The following is a 14,834-nucleotide window of genomic DNA, read 5'->3' on the forward strand; positions in this document are numbered from 1 at the left end:
CGAGGGCGCCGCGACCAGCTCGCGGCGCCCTCGTGGCGTTCACGTGAGCGCGATGACGAGCTTGTCGAGGGCGGAGCGCGTGGTGGCGGAGGAGTACGGGCCCACCGCCACCACCGCGGCGATGAGCGCGGCGATCTCGCCCGGGGTGAGGGGTACCGCGCCGACGTGCGGACGCTGACGTCGAGGCGGCTCGCCGGCGTCTCGCCGGAGAGGCGGTGCGGGGCGCTCACGCGCAGCTCCGTGGCGGGAATCGACCATACGCTTCAGGTCATGGGCAAGACCTGGCACAACCAGCTCGGCGAGCAGCTCGACTGGTACTGGGAGCACGTGTTCCGGCCACGGCTGGAGGGACTGACCGACGAGGAGTACTTCTGGGAGCCCGTTCCAGGGTGCTGGTCGGTCCGCCCCGGGCCGGACGGGCGGATGACCTGCGACTGGGCCTTCCCCGCGCCGGAGCCGCCGCCGTTCACCACGATCGCCTGGCGGCTGGCCCACATCGGCGGCGTGGTGCTGGGGATGCGGGCGTCCAACCACTTCGGCGACGGCTCCTTCGCCATCGACGCGATCACCTGGCCGGGGAGTGCCTCGGCCGCCATCGACTACGTCGAGCAGGGCTACCGCGCGTGGTCGGCGGGGGTGGGCGCACTCGACGAGGAGGCGCTGGCCAGGGAGGTCGGCGAGAAGGAGGGCCCGTACGGGCACCTGCCGTTCGCCGCGCTCGTGCTGCACGTCAACCGGGAGGTGGTGCACCACGGGGCCGAGGTGGCCACGCTGCGCGATCTCCACCGGGCCAGTGGCGGGGGCCGGACCTGGGGTGGAGATCGTTAGCACAGGTGTTCGACACACGCGGGGTGATGAGGGGCTAAGGTTCGCGGGGTGCCGACCGTACGTGCCGAACGCCTGGTGAACCTGGTGCTGTGCCTGCTGGCCACGCGCCAGTACCTCACCGCAGAACGGATCAGGGGGATCGTCCCCGGCTACACCGACGCGCCCAGCGACGACGCGTTCTTCCGCATGTTCGAGCGGGACAAGGCGGAGCTGCGCGACCTGGGCATCCCGTTGGAGACCGGGCGCAACTCCGTGTTCGACTCCGTGGACGGCTACCGGATCGCGCGGCGCGACTACGAGCTCGGCGAGATCGACCTGGAACCGGACGAGGCGGCTGCGGTGGCCCTCGCGGTGCGGCTGTGGGACTCCCCGGACCTGACCGGCGCCGCGCACGGGGCGCTGATCAAGCTGCGCGCGGCCGGGGTGGACGTGGACCCGGACACCCCGGCGGTGGTCGAGCCCAAGGTCCGCACGTCGGAGCCCGCGTTCGCGCCGCTGCTCACCGCGGTGAACCGGGGGCGCGTGGTGGAGTTCGACTACCGCAAGCAGTCCTCGCCGCGGCCCGCGCGCCGCACGGTGGAGCCCTGGGGCGTGGTGTCCTGGCGCGGCCGGTGGTACCTGGTCGGCCACGACCGCGTGCGGGACGCGCCGCGCTGCTTCCGGCTCTCCCGGATCGTCGGCGCGGTGCGCGCGACCGGCAAGGACGGCGTGGTGCACCGCCCGCCCGAGGTGGACCTGCTGGGCATGGTGGCCAAGCAGAACGACCAGCCGCCCGCGTCGGCGACCGCCCGGCTGTGGGTGGCCGCGGGCCGGGCGCAGGGGCTGCGCAGGCGGGCCAAGCCGATCGAGGCGCTGGAGCTGGACGGCGAGCCCGGCGAGGTGGTGGAGATCGACCTGATCTACCCGGACTCGGCGGCCAGCTGGATCGCCGGGTACGGACCGGACGTGGTGGTGCTGGAGCCGGACTCGCTGCGCGCGCACGTCCGCATGCTGATGTCCGGCTTCGCGAAGGGGGCGGTGTAGATGGATTCCGCGCAGAACCGGCTGCCCAGGCTGCTCGCGCTGGTGCCCTACCTGATGGCGCGGCCGGGCATCCTGGTCGCCGACGCCGCCGCCGACTTCGGCATCACCGAGAAGCAGCTGCGCCGCGATCTGGAGCTGCTGTGGATGTGCGGGCTGCCGGGCTACGGGCCGGGCGACCTGATCGACATCTCCTTCGAGGGCGAGACCATCACCGTCGCCTTCGACGCGGGCATGCGGCGGCCGCTGCGGCTGACCGCGGAGGAGGCCACGGCGCTGCTGGTGGCCCTGCGCGCGGTCGGCGAGACCCCGGGGGTGGCCGACACCGACGCGGTGCAGCGCGCGCTGGCCAAGGTCGAGTCCGCGGTCGGCAACGCCAAGCCCGCCGGGGTCGCGGTCGGCCTCGCCGGGCGGGAGAACCAGGCCACCGCGGAGATGCGCGAGCCGATCCAGGACGCGCTGCACCGGGGCGTGGCGATCCGCATCCGCTACTACACCGTCTCCCGGGACGAGATCACCGAGCGCGTCGTCGACCCGATGCGGCTGCTGCTGGTGGACGGGCGCAGCTACCTGGAGGCGTGGTGCCGCCGCGCCGAGGGGGTCCGGCTGTTCCGGCTGGACCGCGTCGACGAGGTGACCGCGCTGGACGAGCGCGCCGCCCCGCCGCCGCACGCCCGGCCGACCGACCTGTCCGAGGGCGTCTTCCGGTCCAGGGAGGGCCAGGGGACCGCGGTGCTGCTGCTCGACCCGGACGCCCGGTGGATCGCCGAGTACTACCCGGTCGAGGACGTCACCGACCTGCCGGACGGGCGGATGCGGATCGTCATGCGCTACGGCGACGAGTCGTGGATGGTGCGGCTGCTGCTCGGCCAGGGCGGCCGGGTGCGGGTGGAGGAGCCCGCCTCGCTGGCCCGGCTGGTGGCCGAGCGGGCGGCCACCGCGCTGCGCCGGGCGGATGCGCTGGAAGCCCGCGTGTGAGGTGTTCGTGAAGATCAGGACCGGGATTCCGGCAGGCCGGACAACCTGGGACGAACGTTGGGCCAACCGGGTAGGACCGGTGTTCTCTCCCGGGCCCCAGGCGGTTACGGTGTGCCAGTGCCGTACCTGCTGAGCCTGCTGCTGGTCGTCGCGGGACTGGTGGTCCTGCTGTTCGTCGCGGTCAAGGTCTTCCGTTCGCTGAGCCGTTTCGGCGCGGCGTACGCGGCTGCCGGCAGGCACGTCGACGACCGTGCGGGTCTGCTCCGCGCCCGATCCGCCGCCCTGAAGGTGGCCATCGCGGAGCGCAGGTCCACCAGATCCGCCAACGACAGCGACAGCGACGACTCTTCCGCACGTACCATCTAGCGGGGAGACGAGGAGGACACCGTGCCCAATCTCGGAGGCTTCGAGATCATCATCATCGCGCTCGTGGTGGTGCTGCTCTTCGGCGCTGCCAAGCTGCCGACGATGGCGCGATCCATCGGGCAGTCGATGCGCATCTTCAAGGCCGAGACCAAGGCCATGAACAAGGACGGCCAGGCCGACGAGGCTGCCCAGCAGCAGCCCGCGCCGCAGCAGCAGTACCAGCAGCCCGCGCCGCTGCCCCCGGCCCAGCCGGTCCAGCAGCAGCCCGCCCCGCAGGTGGCGCCGCCGCTGGAGCAGCAGCCGCGCACCGACAACCGCTGAGAGAGGTCGGGGCGACACGGTGGCGAGCAACCCGCTCCGCCGCCTGATCCCGAGCGGCCGCAAGCGCAAGCCATGGAGCCGGAAGCACAACCCGGACGGCACCATGACGCTCCTGGAGCACCTCTACGAGCTGCGGCACCGGGTGGCGGTCATCTCCTTCGCCATGGCCGTCGGCGGCATCATCGGCTGGATCTGGTTCACCACCCCGATCGCGGGACTTCCGACGCTGGAGTCCCTGATCCGGGGGCCCTACTGCTCGATCCCGGCCGCGCAGCGGTTCCCCAGCAACCCCTGCGTGCTGATCCAGCAGCAGCCGTTCGAGGCGTTCATGATCCAGCTGAAGGTCGGTCTCGGCGCGGGCGCGGCCCTGGTCAGCCCGGTGTGGCTGTACCAGGTCTGGGCGTTCATCACGCCCGGCCTCTACGCCAGGGAGCGCAAGTTCGCGCGGATCTTCGTCTTCTCCGCGAGCTTCCTGTTCATCGTCGGCACGGCGCTGGCCTACCTGGTCATCCCGGCGGGCCTGTCGGTGCTGGTGAGCTTCTCGGGCGACTTCTTCACCACGGCGCTCACCGGTTCGTCCTACATCAGCTTCGTGCTGACCATGCTGATCGTGTTCGGCGTGAGCTTCGAGATGCCGCTGATCATCGTGATGCTCAACCGGATCGGCGCGGTCACCTACGAGAAGCTGAAGAAGTGGCGCCGGGGCATCATCTTCGGCCTGTTCGTCTTCGCCGCCGTGGCGACGCCGGGCACCGACCCGGTCGGCATGGTGGTGCTGGCGGTCGCGCTGACGGTGCTCTTCGAGTTCGCGTTGCAGCTGTGCCGCATCCACGACAAGCGCAAGGCGAAGCGGGACGAGACCTCGAAGTGGGCGAACCTCTCGCCCGATGAGGCCGCCCCGCTCGACCTGGGCCCGGGCGCGCCCGAGACGGCGACGCCGGAGCCGGTGGCTTCTCCGGCCGAGCTGCCGCGCAACCGCTACGACGACGCCACGTGAGCGAGTTCGCGAGCGAACCCGTTCCACGCGGGAGCGGACTCAAAGTCGCTCTCGTCGTCAGTCCCGCCTCCGGAGCCGGTGCCGCGGCCCGGGTGGCGGGCAGCGTGGCCGCCCGGATCAGACCCGTGGCCGGGGAGTTCGTGCAGTCCGTCGCGCGCAGCGGGGAGCACGCCGTCGACCTGGCCCGCAGCGCCGTGGAGTCCGGTGTGGACGTGCTGGCGATGCTGGGCGGAGACGGTGCCGCGCACGCGGGCTTGCAGGCGTGCGCGGGCTCCGCGACCGCGTTCGCGGTGGTCCCCGCGGGCACCGGCAACGACCTCGCCGCCGCGCTGGGCTGGCCGAGGACCTCGCTCGCGGCGGCCGACGCCTTCGCGGCGGCGTTGACCAGGGGCGCGTGGGGACGGCTCGACCTGGGACGGGTCGAGGGCGGCGCGTGGTTCGCCACGGTGCTGTGCGCGGGCTTCGACTCCGCGGTCAACGAGCGCGCCAACCGGATGCGCTGGCCGCGCGGGCCGAAGCGCTACGACCTGGCGATCCTGGCCGAACTGGCGCACCTGCGCGCCCGGCCGCTGGTGGTGGAGACCGACCGGGAACGCCTCGAGCTGGACGCCACGCTCGTCGCGGTCGGCAACACGCCCTGCTACGGCGGCGGAATCCCCGTCTGCCCGGACGCGGACGCCGGTGACGGGCTGTTCGACCTCACTGTCGTGACCGCGGCGCCGCGGGCGTTGATGGTGAAGATGCTGCCCCGGTTGCGCTCCGGCAGGCACGTGGAGCTGCCCGAGGTGCGCACGCTGCGGGCCCGCTCGGTGCGGCTGGGCGGGGACAACGACTGGGTGGCCTACGCCGACGGGGAGCGCCAGGCGGAGCTGCCGATGACCGTCACCTCGGTGCCGGGCGCCCTGCGCGTGCTGGTGCCGGAATGATCAAGATTGCGGCGCGCTGCGGCAGCGGGCGCGGTGTTGTCGGGGGCGTGTGACAACCTGGTCGGGTGTCAGCAAGTGGTTCTTCCCCGTCAGAGGCCTACGCGGCGGCGAAGCGACGTGCCAGGTTCCCCCGGCTCACCGACTTCGAACAGCTGGTCTCCTTCGAGCTCGACCCGTTCCAGCGCTCCTCCTGCGAGTCGCTCGAAGAGGGGCACGGCGTCCTGGTCTGCGCGCCCACCGGCGCCGGCAAGACGGTCGTCGGCGAGTTCGCCGTGCACATGGCGCTCGGTGAGGGCCGCAAGTGCTTCTACACCACGCCGATCAAGGCGCTATCCAACCAGAAGCACGCCGACCTGGTCGCCCGCTACGGCGCGGACAACGTCGGCCTGCTGACCGGGGACACCTCCGTCAACGGCGGCGCGCCCGTGGTGGTGATGACCACCGAGGTGCTGCGCAACATGCTCTACTCCGGTTCGTCCACTGTGGACAACCTGGGGTACGTGGTGATGGACGAGGTGCACTACCTCGCCGACCGCTTCCGCGGCGCGGTCTGGGAGGAGGTCATCCTCAGCCTGCCCGACCACGTGCGGCTGGTCAGCCTGTCGGCGACGGTGAGCAACGCCGAGGAGTTCGGCGAGTGGCTCAAGACCGTGCGCGGGGACACCGCCGTCGTGGTCGACGAGGTCCGTCCGGTCCCGCTGTGGCAGCACATGCTGGTGGGCAACCGGATGTTCGACCTGTTCGCCGCGGAGAACTCCCCGCACGCCGGGGACGTCCGGATCAACCCGGAGCTGGCCAGGCACGTCGGTGAGCTGGACCGGCACTTCACCCCGTTCTCCCGGGCCCGCGGCCCGCGCGGGGGCGGCCGGGGGCAGCGCTACCGCCCGCCGTCGCGGCCGGAGGTGGTGGAGCGGCTGGACGGCGCCGGGCTGCTGCCCGCGATCCTGTTCATCTTCAGCCGCGCGGGCTGCGACGAGTCGGTCCGCCAGTGCCTGCGCGCCGGGGTGCGGCTGACGGTGGAGTCCGAGGTCGAGCAGATCCGCGAGATCATCAAGGAGAAGACCGCCGAGCTGCCCGAGGGCGACCTGACGGTGCTCGGCTTCTGGGAGTGGCGCGAGGCACTGGAGCGGGGCATCGCCGCCCACCACGCCGGGCTGCTGCCCGCGTTCAAGGAGACCGTGGAGGAGCTGTTCGTCCGCGGCCTGGTGAAGGCGGTCTTCGCCACCGAGACGCTGGCGCTGGGCATCAACATGCCCGCCCGCACGGTGGTGCTGGAGAAGCTGGTCAAGTACAACGGCGAGGCGCACGTCGACCTCACGCCGGGGGAGTACACCCAGCTCACCGGGCGCGCCGGGCGGCGGGGCATCGACATCGAGGGCCACGCGGTCGTGGTGTGGCAGCCCGGCATCGACCCCAAGCAGGTCGGCGGGCTGGCCTCCACCCGCACCTACCCGCTGCGCTCGTCGTTCCGGCCCGCCTACAACATGGCGGTGAACCTGGTGCAGCGCCTGGGCGTGGTGCAGTCCAGGGAGATGCTGGAGCAGTCCTTCGCGCAGTTCCAGGCCGACCGCTCGGTGGTCGGCGTCGCCCGCAAGATCGAGCGCAACCGCGAGGCGCTCGGCGGTTACGAGGAGGCCATGAGCTGCCACCTCGGTGACTTCGCCGAGTACGCGGCCCTGCGCAGGCAGATCTCCACCAGGGAGAAGGCGCTGGCCAAGCAGAACAGCTCGGCCAAGCGCGCGGAGGTGGAGACCTCGCTGGAGCGGCTGCGCAAGGGCGATGTGATCGCCGTGCCGACCGGGCGGCGCAGCGGGCTGGCCATCGTCATCGACCCCGGGCTGGACCAGCGCGGGGAGACCCGGCCGCTGGTGGTCAACGAGGACCGGTGGGCCGGGCGGCTGTCCGCGGCCGACTTCCCCGCGCCGGTGGAGGCGCTGGGCCAGGTGCGGCTGCCGAAGCAGGTCGACGTGCGCTCGCCCAAGTCGCGCCGCGATCTCGCCTCCACCCTGCGCGCCACCGGGATCAGCGTGCCGACCCGGCCCGGGCGCAAGCGGACCGGGCTGGACGAGGACGCCGAGCTGTCCGCGCTGCGCCGGGCCCTGCGCGCGCACCCCTGCCACGGCTGCGACAAGCGCGAGGAGCACGCCCGCTGGGGAGAACGGCACCAGCGGCTGACCGCCGAGACCGAGCAGCTGGAACGCAAGGTCGCCGGGACGACGCACTCCCTCGCCCGCGCCTTCGACCGGATCAGGGCGCTGCTGCGGGAGCGCGGCTACCTCGACGGCGACGGCGAGCACGAGCAGGTCACCGAGCACGGCCGCAGGCTGACCCGGCTCTACAGCGAGTCGGACCTGCTCGCGGCGGAGTGCCTGCGGCACGGGGTGTGGCGCGGTCTCGGCGCGCCGGAGCTGGCCGCGGTCATCTCCGCGCTGGTCTTCGAGGCGCGGCGGGACCCGCTCGGCGCGCCGCGCGTCCCGGCGGGACCGGTCACCGAGGCACTGGCCGCGACGGTGCGCCTGTGGGCCGACCTGGAGGACGACGAGCGCCGGTTCCGGCTGCAGAACCGCACCAGGGAACCCGACATCGGCTTCGCCTGGCCGATCTTCCGCTGGGCCAGGGGGGAATCGCTGGAAAAGGTGCTCACCGCGGCCGAGACCAACGGCCAGGAGCTCTCCGCGGGCGACTTCGTCCGGTGGTGCCGCCAGGTGATCGACCTGCTCGAACAGGTGCGGGACGTGGTAGGCCGGGCCGATCCGGTCGGTGCGACCGCGGCGAAGGCGGCCACCTCGCTGCGCAGGGGCGTGGTGGCGATGGGCACCCTGTGAGGCCGGTCCGGCGGAAGGGCGCGACACTGTTGCGAACCAATTCGCCGGTCCGCTGCGAAATGACGGCGCGGCTGTGGTTGGATCGCGCCCAGCGACGCTCAGCCGACTAGACGCTCAGCCGACCAGCTGTGCCGGGCGCGCGAAGTCGTCCATGGCGCGACCTCGATTCCGGAGGCGAAGAGAGAATGACCAGCCCCTACGGCCCGCCCGGAGGGAACGACCCCAACCAGCAGCAGTGGGGTCAGCAGCCCTACGGCGGGGGGTACGGCCAGCAGGGCACCCCGTCCGGCGGTTTCCCCCAGCAGCCCGGCCAGCAGCCCCCGTACGACCCGAACCAGGGCCAGTTCGGTCAGCAGCCCCCTCATCCCGGCCAGCCGCAGCAGCCCGGTGGCTTCCCGCCGCCCGGCTACCCGCAGCAGCCCGGCCAGCCCGGTCAGCCCGGTCAGTTCGGCCAGCAGCCCGGTCAGCCGCAGCCCGGTCAGTACCCCGGGCAGCAGCCCGGTCAGTTCGGCCAGCCGGGGCAGCAGGGCCAGCCCGGTCAGTTCGGGCAGAACCCCTACGGCGCGCCGCAGCCGGAGAAGAAGAAGTCCAAGACGCCGCTGATCATCGGCGTGGTCGCGATCGTGGTGCTGGCCGCGGTCGGCGTCACCGGCTTCGTCACCCCGGGCTTCTTCGTGAGCAAGGTCTTCGACAACACGGCGATGCAGAACGACGTGAAGAAGATGCTCACCGAGCGCTACGGCCAGACCAAGACCGAGTCGGTCACCTGCCCGTCGGGCCAGAAGGTCGCGGTCAACGCCTCCTTCGAGTGCAAGGCCAAGATCGACGGCAAGGACAAGGTCATCCCGATCACGGTGAAGACCGCCGAGGGGCGCTACGAGGTCGGCTACCCCAAGTAGCACAACGGCATGGGCGGGGCGATCGGTTAACCGGTCGCCCCGTTCGCCCTTTCCGGGGAGGATCACCGCGTGAGCGACTACCGGATCCGGGTGCTGGACGAGGACGAGAAGCGCGCCGCGCAGGACCTCTTCCTCGGCAGCCTGCACGCCGCCCCCGTCACCGACGAGATGTGGGAGTACAGCAGCGCGGGTTACCCGGCCGAGCGCTGCTTCGGCGCCTTCCGCGAGGGCCGCATCGTCGGCAGCGCCCAGTCCTTCGCCGCGACCATGGCCGTGCCCGGGGGCGCGGTGCTCCCGCTCGCGGCCGTGAGCCGGGTGGGTGTGCGCGCCGACCACACCCGGCGCGGTGTGATGACCGAGCTGATGCGCGCGCAGCTGCGTGAGCTGGGTGAGCCACTGGCCTCGCTGCACGCGACCGAGCCGGTGATCTACGGCCGGTTCGGCTACGGCGTGGCCTGCCGGGGGCGCACGGTGGAGGTGGAGGCGACGAGGGGCCGTGCGGTGCCCCCGCTGCCCGGCGACGGCGAGATCCGGTTGCTGGAGACCGACGAGCTGGCGGTGGAGCTGCCGAAGATCTACGAGCGGATCGGGCTGCACCGCCCCGGGATGATGAGCCGTCCCCGCGGCTGGTGGCGGATGGTGGTGGAGCGCAGGCTCGCGCAGAAGGACCACCTGGTCGCGGCTGTCCACAGTGGACCGGACGGGGACGACGGGTTCGCGCTCTACGAGGCCACCACGGTGAACATCTCGCCGGACCAGCGGGAGCGCCGCCTCGACGTGCACGACATGCACGGCGCGTCGCTCGGGGTCGTGCTCGACCTGTGGCGCTTCCTGCTCGGCGCCGACCTGGTCCGCTGGGTGCGGGCGTGGGGGCGGCCGCTGGACGAGCACGTCGAGCTGATCGTGCCGAACCGGGGCGACTGCCGGACGATCGAGCTCACGGACGAGACCTGGCTGCGGCTGGTGGACGTGCCCACCGCGCTCGCCGCGCGCACCTACGGCCCGGCCCGGCCGGTCGTCGTCGAGGTGCACGACCGCTTCCTGCCGGAGAACTCCGGGCGCTACCGCGTCGGTCCGGACGGGGTGCGGCGCACGGACGCCTCCGCCGACCTGGAGCTGCCGGTCGACTCCCTGGCCATGCTCTACCTGGGCGACATCTCCGCCTCCGCGCTGGCCGCGACGGGCAGGCTCACCGTGCGCGAGGCGTCCGCGCTCACCCGGGCCGACCGCCTCTTCACCACCGACCGCCCACCCAACTCCGGCACCTTCTTCTGAGCCGGCTTCGCTCAGGAGAGTGCGGCGACGAGACGGTCCACGGAGCGGCTGAGGCCCCACTTCTCCTGGAGCGCGCGGACGCGGTCCGGGTCGGCGGGGGCGTTCGGCAGCACGTCGTCGCGGTCCAGGCTGACTGGGGCGTCGACGGCGACGCGGACCACCCGGGGGGCCACGGCGAGGTAGTCGCGGGCCGCCTCCAGCTTGCCGCGTGAGCGCGCCGGGATGCGGGTGTCGGCCGGATCGTCGAGCGCGGCGAGCATGTCCTCCACCGAGCCCACCGCGGTGACCAGGCCGGCCGCGGTCTTCTCGCCGATGCCCGCGACGCCGGGCAGGCCGTCGGAGGGGTCGCCGCGCAGCGCGGCCATGTCCGCGTACGCCGGGCCCGCCCGGTCCACCGGAAGGCCGTAGCGCGCGGCCAGCTCCACCGGGCCGTAGATCTCCGCCTTCGCGATGCCCTTGCCGGTGTACATCACCCGCACCGGGGTCGGCTCCTCGCGGACGAGCTGGAACAGGTCGCGGTCGCCGGTCACCACCTCCACCGGATCGCGGTCCTCGGCCGTGGCCAGCGCGCCGATCACGTCGTCGGCCTCGTAGCCCGCCGCCTCCGCGGTGGCGATGCCCAGCGCGTCCAGCAGCTCCAGGATCACCGGGACCTGCGGGGTGAGGGTGTCCGGTACCTCCTCGGCGTCGGCCCCGGGACCGGTCGCCGCCTCCGCGACGCGGTGCGCCTTGTAGGAGGGCAGCGCCTCGACCCGGAAGGCGGGCCGCCAGTCCGCGTCCAGGCAGGCCACCAGCCGGGACGGCCGCCGGTCGGTGATGATCTTGGCGACCATGTCGGCGAAGCCGCGCACGGCGTTGACCGGGGTGCCGTCCGGCGCCGTCATCGACTCGGGCAGCGCGTAGAAGGCACGGAACCACAGGCTCGCGGAGTCGAGCAGCACCAGCGGAGTCGTCACGGCGCACAGCCTGCCACCGCCCCCTGACACCCGCTCGTGAGGGAGGTCTCCTTGCGCGTTTTACAATATGGTCATATTGTAAAAACATGCCCAAGGTGATCGACCACGAACTCCGGCGCAGGCAGGTGGTGGACGCGCTGCTGCGGCTCACCGCCGAGCGCGGGCTGGACGAGGTCAGCGTCGCCAAGGTGGCCGCGGCCGCCGGGGTGTCGGTCGGCCTGGTGCAGCACTACTTCGCGAACAAGGACGAGATGCTGCTGCTGGCCTTCCACACCATCGACGAGCGCTTCGACGAGCGCCTGCGGGCGTGGCTGGAGACCGCAGGCGGCGCGCCGGAGGACGTGCCCGTGCGGTCGCTGGTCCGCGAGGTGCTGCTGCAGCTGATGCCGCTGGACCAGGAGCGGGCCGACGAGGTGCGGGTCTGGCTGGCCTTCTGCGCGCGCAGCGTGGGCACGCCGCAGCTGGCCAAGGTCTACGAGACGGCCATGCTGCGGCGCGTGGAACAGATGTCCGACGCCGTGCGGCGCGGACAGGAGGCCGGGGAGATCCCAGCGGGCCTCGATCCCTCCGCCGAGGCGCTGCAGCTGCTCGCCTTCGCCGAGGGGCTGGCCCAGCAGGCGTTGCTCGCCTCCGGGCACATCGCGGCCGAACTGGTCGTCGACGCGGTCGACGTGCAGCTCGGGCGCGTGTTCTTGTCGTCAGTCACAGGGGAGAACGCATGATCTACGCGGCCATCATCGGAGCCGAGATCGGGTTCTGGTTATTCATCGCGCTCGGCCTGATTTCCCGCTACGTCCTGAAGAAGCCGAAGCTCGGCGTCTTCTTCCTGATCTGCACCCCGCTGACGGACCTGTTCCTGCTGGCCGTCGCGGGCTACGACCTGGCGGCGGGCGGCAAGGCCGAGTTCCACCACGCGATCGCCGCGCTCTACCTCGGCATCTCGGTGGTCTTCGGGCACCGGATGATCCGCTGGGCCGACGAGCGGGTGAACCACCGCTTCGCGGGCGGCCCGCCGCCGCGCAGGAAGCCGCAGTACGGCCGCGAGCACGCGCGGTACGAGCGCCGCGGGTGGTTCCAGCACCTGGGTGCCTGGGCGCTGGGCTGCAGCCTGCTCGTCGGCGGCCTGTGGCTGGCCGACTGGGACCTGGCCCGGGCCGACGCGCTGGTCCAGGTCGCCAGGATCTGGACGATCGTGATGCTCGCCGACGGCGTCTTCTCGCTCTCCTACACCTTCAAGCCCAAGCCCGAGCCGAGCAGGCCGGAGGTCTCGCTCTCCCGCCGCTAGCGCCGCGAACGCCGCCAACCGCCCCCGACCCACCGAGCTCGACGGGTCGGGGGCGGTTGGCGACCGCGGGGACGGTTGGGACGGTGAGGACGTACCAACCTGGACGGGTCTGGACAGGGCCACTCGGTCGTGTGCTCTCGTCCGCGCCGTGTAACCAAGAGGCGGACGAGAGCTATCTGGCGGGTTGGCAACTACTCTGATCGGATTACTACGGTTACGACTACCGATCGCTTTCGGTAACTGATTTGCCAAGAACCCATTGCAAAGGCTCCTTGGCGAACTAGCTTTCCGCGGGTGCCGACAACGACCGATTCCACGCGGCAGGGGCAGCCACTCGACGCCCGCAGCCTCCGGGGGCTCGCGCATCCGCTGCGCCTGCGCATCCTGGGGCTGCTCCGCGAGGACGGCCCGGCCACCGCGTCGGGGCTCGCCGCCCGTCTCGGCGAGAGCTCCGGCAGCACCAGCTGGCACCTGCGCCAGCTGGCCGAGTACGGGTTCATCGAGGAGGACCCGGACCGCGGCAACCGGCGCGACCGCTGGTGGCGCGCCCGCCACGAGGTGACCGTCTTCGACAAGGCGCAGTTCCTCGACGACCCCGACTCCTGGGGCGCGTTGCAGGTGCTGATGCACGAGGTGGTCAACCGCGACTTCGGCCATGCCGCCGCGTTCGTCGCCGCCGTGGAGTCCTGGCGCCGCGAATGGGTGTGCGCCGCGACCCTGTCCGACTGGGACCTGCGGCTCACCGCACCGGAACTGACCCGGCTCGTCGAGGAGCTGGGTGCCGTCATCGAGCGCTACCGCAGGCCACGGGCCGAGGGGGACGAGGCGGTCCGGGTGCAGCTGCAGGCGTTTCCCCGCAACCGCCATGAGGAGCAGCAGCCTTGACCCTTGCCGAACCCGCCCCGCTGCCGCGAGCCGGAGTCCGGGCGTTCCCGGCACCGGCCCCCGTGCGGACCAGGGGGCCGCTCGCCGCGGTGCTCGTCGCGAACGCGGTGTCCGGGTGCGGGACGACCATGACCCTGATGGCCATCCCGTGGTTCGTGCTCCAGACGACCGGAAGCGCCACCCAGACCGGCCTGGTCGGGGCGATCGAGGCGGTCGGCCTCGTGCTGTCCTCGGTGCTGGGCGGCCCCCTGGTCGGCCGGTTCGGCGCCAAGCGGGTGAGCATGCTCTCCGACCTGGTCGCCGCGGTCGCGGTCGGGTCGATCCCGTTGCTGCACGCCACGAACGGGCTGCCGTTCTGGCAACTGGTGGTGCTGGCCATGGTGCTCGGCCTGAGCCGGGCGCCGGGGGACACCGCGCGCTACAGCATGCTGCCGCGGCTGACCGAACTCGCCGGGACCACCGTGGAGCGCGCGGCCAGCGGCTACGACGGCGCGGGCCGGGCGACCAGGATGCTGGGCGGTCCGCTCGCCGGATCGCTGATCGCGCTGACCGGTCCGCCGCAGGTGCTGGTGATCGACGCGGTGACGTTCCTGTTCTCCGCACTGGTGATCGCCGCCGGCGTGCGGCACATGGACGCCGAGGCGATCGAGCGCAGGCACTACCTCAGCGAGCTGCGCGAGGGCCTGTCGTACCTGCGCTCGGACCGGCTGATCGCCGCCATCGCCGGGATGATCGCCGTGACCAACGCGCTGGACAGCGCCACGATCACGGTGCTCATGCCGTCCTACGCCCGCGACGTGCTGCACAGCAGCGTGGCGCTCGGCATGATCATCGGCGTCTTCGGCGCGTGCGCGCTCACCGGAACCCTGGTCTACGGCTGGATCGGGCACCGCATCCACCACCGCAGGCTGCTGTTCACCACGGCCTTCATCCTCGTGGGACCCGTGCGGTTGCTGATCTACACCGTGGACCCGGGGCTGCCCGCGATCCTGCTCGTGGTCGCGGTCGCCGGGTTCGCGGCGGGCTCGATCAACCCGCTGCTCGCGGTGGTGGAGTACGGGCGCATCCCGGTGCGCATCCGCAGCACGGTGATCGGCGCGATCGGCGCCTGCGCCCTGGTGGGCATGCCGCTGGGCTCCCTGCTGGGCGGGCTGGCCGTGGAGACCTGGGACGTGCACCTGACCTTCGCCGCGGGCGGGCTGATCTACCTCGCCGCGACGCTGTGCCCGTTGCTGTTCCCGATCTGGCGGCAGATGGACGCCCGCTACTAGTC

At 72.2% G+C, this 14,834-nt stretch carries 16 protein-coding genes; 14 read left to right on the plus strand and 2 right to left on the minus strand.

What is annotated here, in order from left to right; translation table 11 throughout:
* Positions 1-39: 39 nt before the first annotated feature.
* Positions 40-258, minus strand: coding sequence for a hypothetical protein (locus BLT28_RS01740; protein ID WP_030429203.1), 219 nt, complete (start codon positions 256-258; stop codon positions 40-42).
* Positions 259-270: 12 nt separating this feature from the next.
* On the opposite strand from BLT28_RS01740, the gene BLT28_RS01745 reads away from it, so the two are divergent.
* The 10 genes from BLT28_RS01745 (at position 271) to BLT28_RS01785 (ending at position 10,435) form a co-directional block, all read left to right on the plus strand.
* The gene (locus BLT28_RS01745) at positions 271-828 is read left to right on the plus strand and encodes a DinB family protein (protein WP_030429202.1); all 558 of its coding nucleotides are present in this window, start codon (positions 271-273) and stop codon (positions 826-828) included.
* Positions 829-876: 48 nt separating this feature from the next.
* Positions 877-1,851, plus strand: coding sequence for a helix-turn-helix transcriptional regulator (locus tag BLT28_RS01750; RefSeq protein ID WP_030429201.1), 975 nt, complete (start codon positions 877-879; stop codon positions 1,849-1,851).
* Positions 1,852-2,826, plus strand: a complete 975-nt coding sequence (locus tag BLT28_RS01755; protein ID WP_030429200.1) for a helix-turn-helix transcriptional regulator — start codon at positions 1,852-1,854, stop codon at positions 2,824-2,826.
* Positions 2,827-2,943: 117 nt separating this feature from the next.
* Positions 2,944-3,192 carry a bacteriophage holin gene (locus tag BLT28_RS01760; protein ID WP_052407222.1) on the plus strand — a complete coding sequence of 83 codons (249 nt, stop codon included), beginning with the start codon at positions 2,944-2,946 and terminating at the stop codon, positions 3,190-3,192.
* A 21-nt stretch (positions 3,193-3,213) separates the two neighbouring features.
* Positions 3,214-3,513 (plus strand): Sec-independent protein translocase subunit TatA, encoded by a 300-nt coding sequence (gene tatA, locus BLT28_RS40740; protein ID WP_030429198.1) that lies wholly within the window; start codon positions 3,214-3,216, stop codon positions 3,511-3,513.
* A 19-nt stretch (positions 3,514-3,532) separates the two neighbouring features.
* Entirely contained in the window at positions 3,533-4,510 is a 978-nt protein-coding gene (tatC, locus tag BLT28_RS40745; protein ID WP_043811228.1) for a twin-arginine translocase subunit TatC, read from the plus strand.
* The gene (locus BLT28_RS01770) at positions 4,507-5,436 is read left to right on the plus strand and encodes a diacylglycerol kinase family protein (RefSeq protein WP_052407221.1); all 930 of its coding nucleotides are present in this window, start codon (positions 4,507-4,509) and stop codon (positions 5,434-5,436) included. Before tatC ends, BLT28_RS01770 begins: the two co-directional genes overlap by 4 nt.
* A gap of 65 nt (positions 5,437-5,501) precedes the next feature.
* On the plus strand, positions 5,502-8,261 hold the full coding sequence (locus BLT28_RS01775) for a DEAD/DEAH box helicase (protein ID WP_030429195.1): 2,760 nt from the start codon (positions 5,502-5,504) through the stop codon (positions 8,259-8,261).
* Between the two features lie 185 nt (positions 8,262-8,446).
* A complete protein-coding gene (locus BLT28_RS01780) occupies positions 8,447-9,160 on the plus strand; it encodes a DUF4333 domain-containing protein (RefSeq protein WP_030429194.1) in 714 nt (237 codons plus the stop codon).
* Positions 9,161-9,229: 69 nt separating this feature from the next.
* The gene (locus BLT28_RS01785; RefSeq protein WP_030429193.1) at positions 9,230-10,435 is read left to right on the plus strand and encodes a GNAT family N-acetyltransferase; all 1,206 of its coding nucleotides are present in this window, start codon (positions 9,230-9,232) and stop codon (positions 10,433-10,435) included.
* An 11-nt stretch (positions 10,436-10,446) separates the two neighbouring features.
* Here the strand turns inward: BLT28_RS01785 and BLT28_RS01790 are convergent, their stop codons facing one another.
* Positions 10,447-11,391 carry a 5'-3' exonuclease gene (locus BLT28_RS01790; protein ID WP_030429192.1) on the minus strand — a complete coding sequence of 315 codons (945 nt, stop codon included), beginning with the start codon at positions 11,389-11,391 and terminating at the stop codon, positions 10,447-10,449.
* Between the two features lie 86 nt (positions 11,392-11,477).
* Here BLT28_RS01790 and BLT28_RS01795 point away from each other — a divergent pair, with 86 nt between their 5' ends.
* The 4 genes from BLT28_RS01795 to BLT28_RS01810 all read left to right on the plus strand — a co-directional run bounded on the left by BLT28_RS01795 (position 11,478) and on the right by BLT28_RS01810 (position 14,832).
* Positions 11,478-12,113, plus strand: coding sequence for a TetR/AcrR family transcriptional regulator (locus BLT28_RS01795; protein ID WP_030429191.1), 636 nt, complete (start codon positions 11,478-11,480; stop codon positions 12,111-12,113).
* Positions 12,110-12,676: a hypothetical protein gene (locus BLT28_RS01800; protein ID WP_030429190.1), complete on the plus strand. Its 567-nt coding sequence runs from the start codon at positions 12,110-12,112 to the stop codon at positions 12,674-12,676. Before BLT28_RS01795 ends, BLT28_RS01800 begins: the two co-directional genes overlap by 4 nt.
* A gap of 294 nt (positions 12,677-12,970) precedes the next feature.
* On the plus strand, positions 12,971-13,561 hold the full coding sequence (locus BLT28_RS01805) for a winged helix-turn-helix domain-containing protein (protein ID WP_043811225.1): 591 nt from the start codon (positions 12,971-12,973) through the stop codon (positions 13,559-13,561).
* The gene (locus tag BLT28_RS01810) at positions 13,558-14,832 is read left to right on the plus strand and encodes an MFS transporter (RefSeq protein WP_081900236.1); all 1,275 of its coding nucleotides are present in this window, start codon (positions 13,558-13,560) and stop codon (positions 14,830-14,832) included. The genes BLT28_RS01805 and BLT28_RS01810 overlap by 4 nt, the downstream gene beginning before the upstream one ends.
* Positions 14,833-14,834 lie beyond the last annotated feature (2 nt).

The organism is Allokutzneria albata (genome assembly GCF_900103775.1).
GTDB classification, from domain to species: domain Bacteria; phylum Actinomycetota; class Actinomycetes; order Mycobacteriales; family Pseudonocardiaceae; genus Allokutzneria; species Allokutzneria albata.

Excerpts from the sequence above, each read along its gene's own strand:
- BLT28_RS01800 (WP_030429190.1), top strand. The coding sequence starts at position 12,110 with ATGATCTACGCGGCCATCATCGGAGCCGAGATCGGGTTCTGGTTATTC.
- BLT28_RS01740 (WP_030429203.1), bottom strand. The coding sequence starts at position 258 with ATGGTCGATTCCCGCCACGGAGCTGCGCGTGAGCGCCCCGCACCGCCT.
- BLT28_RS01780 (WP_030429194.1), top strand. The coding sequence starts at position 8,447 with ATGACCAGCCCCTACGGCCCGCCCGGAGGGAACGACCCCAACCAGCAG.
- BLT28_RS01745 (WP_030429202.1), top strand. The coding sequence starts at position 271 with ATGGGCAAGACCTGGCACAACCAGCTCGGCGAGCAGCTCGACTGGTAC.
- BLT28_RS01795 (WP_030429191.1), top strand. The coding sequence starts at position 11,478 with ATGCCCAAGGTGATCGACCACGAACTCCGGCGCAGGCAGGTGGTGGAC.
- BLT28_RS01755 (WP_030429200.1), top strand. The coding sequence starts at position 1,852 with ATGGATTCCGCGCAGAACCGGCTGCCCAGGCTGCTCGCGCTGGTGCCC.